The following is a 1,808-nucleotide window of genomic DNA, read 5'->3' as shown; positions in this document are numbered from 1 at the left end:
GTTTGTTGAGTGTTGGAAGAAAGAAAATCTCGAGGTTACCAGTTAAGGTCACTGGTCCGATATTCCAGCCCACTCCACCTACATGCGCCCATGAATGCTGATATCATATCCATTATCTCTCTTAACGCTCCCTTTACAAGGTGAGGAAAACATAGTGTCGATTATGAAACGTGTAGGCTTCGCGACTGCAGCGTGCGCCCTCTCTACTTCCCTGCTTCTGCCGGCGACGGCGTCGGCGGCTGCATCGTGGCACGGCCCTTTCAATACTGCAGCCGGATGCTGGGCAAATATGTCCATTCCTCGACTGGATGCAGGCGCCAACTACCCTGATATTCGTGGGTGTAAACGTCACGATGATGGCAAGTACTGGTACCGCTACTAGAGTCACGGTATTCCCTGCCCATTTCCACTGGGATGGTGACGGAAGGTCTGCAATGTCCTGTCAGCGGCGCAAGCAGAGATCATAATGCGCTCTGGTAGGTTTTGTTCTGCGCTCAGTTGTAAAACGCTTTGCGAGGGGGCAAGTGAGTAGATGATAGATATCAACGTGGCATTCTTGGGTTTTGCCGATTCCTTCAATCTGCTCCTGTGGCTGCTTATCGCATTGGGATACTCAAGTAAGGTAAAAAGACCCCGCATATCAGTAGTTATCTTTTCTGATTGGCTGGGAATTGTGGCCGCTACAGGGATTGTTTTTTGGGTCATTAAAGCTTCGTATTGGACCCCTCCTCATGCTGCTCATTCACCTGTATTGGGGATTCTGCTTATTTGCCTTGGGGCTATCGGGTTAGCAACTAGGAAACGCCACAAGGTGTTGCTTCAAAAGGCAAAGTATCTAGCTAAGAGACTCTATGCCTCTGTTCTTAACGCTAGTGCCATTGGGTTTTCGATCGGATTTATTCAATCGGTCACTTCAATCCCCTTTCTCGGAGGCATCTTCACACTGGCCAGAGAAGAGGACGTCAAGATGATGGCTCTTTCCATGCTCCTCTACTCGTTATTAGCCATCTCCACCAGCGTTGTTATTTTCTTTGCAGGATTTCTACTCGATACTTCAAGCAGAGATAGCGCAGCCCTTTCCGGAAAGGGAAGCACTTTAACGGCTGCGGTTTTGACGATCACTGGCATTTTATTGCTGCTTTTCGCCTGTTAATGTGAATGGGTATTGACCGAGCGAAGCGTCAGCTTCGAGTATCTGACAGTCAAACAATGGCGTCACCCCAGCACGTCCTGTCCCATCGACTCGACGGCTCCGTCTATGGCTTCACTTCTGGGCTGGCAGCGTTCTACTAAGTGTAGAAGGAGAAATGACTTCCCTCCCGGAAAGCATGCCTATAACGCTGTAATTGCACTGGCCAGGCGCCAGCTTGGGGCCGTTTTTCATTTCTTGACCTGGTTAATTGGTTTCTTTAGCTGTTTCGACTTTCCTTAATCACCAGCATCTTTGTTCTGTTTGAGGTGAGCGCCGGAGGCGGCTAACAGCACGCGCCTGATTTCGTCTGCGGTGAGATGGGGCCGTCCACCTCAGAAACTAGCTCTACAAAGATTGATGCTTCAAAATCTCCTTTACCTGGCTTAGATACTGAACAAGACACTGGAACCTGGGGTTACCCGCAAATCGTGGACACGTAGTGGAGCTACCTAATGGTTAGGCAGCTATTTCTTTTCTGCTGGTGGTTAGACCAATGTGGTTCTCGAAATCGACAGGGCTTACCATCCCGAGTGCTTCAGTGCCGGCGCCGACGGTTGTAGACCACTTCAATCCAGTAAGCAACGGCCTTGCGGGCGGAATCACGGGTTGCCCAGCG

At 50.1% G+C, this 1,808-nt stretch carries 2 protein-coding genes; both read left to right on the top strand.

Annotated features, from left to right (window positions below):
* Positions 1-154 precede the first annotated feature (154 nt).
* The gene (locus QP888_RS10920) at positions 155-382 is read left to right on the top strand and encodes a hypothetical protein (protein ID WP_144737827.1); all 228 of its coding nucleotides are present in this window, start codon (positions 155-157) and stop codon (positions 380-382) included.
* 150 nt (positions 383-532) lie between these two features.
* A complete protein-coding gene (locus QP888_RS10915) occupies positions 533-1,153 on the top strand; it encodes a hypothetical protein (RefSeq protein WP_018120347.1) in 621 nt (206 codons plus the stop codon).
* Positions 1,154-1,808: the final 655 nt, after the last annotated feature.

It is taken from the genome of Corynebacterium sp. MSK297, from assembly GCF_030232885.1.
In the GTDB taxonomy this organism is placed as follows: Bacteria; Actinomycetota; Actinomycetes; order Mycobacteriales; family Mycobacteriaceae; genus Corynebacterium.
Note: the sequence above shows the minus strand (reverse complement) of the source record. Positions and strands in the feature narration are given on the sequence as shown.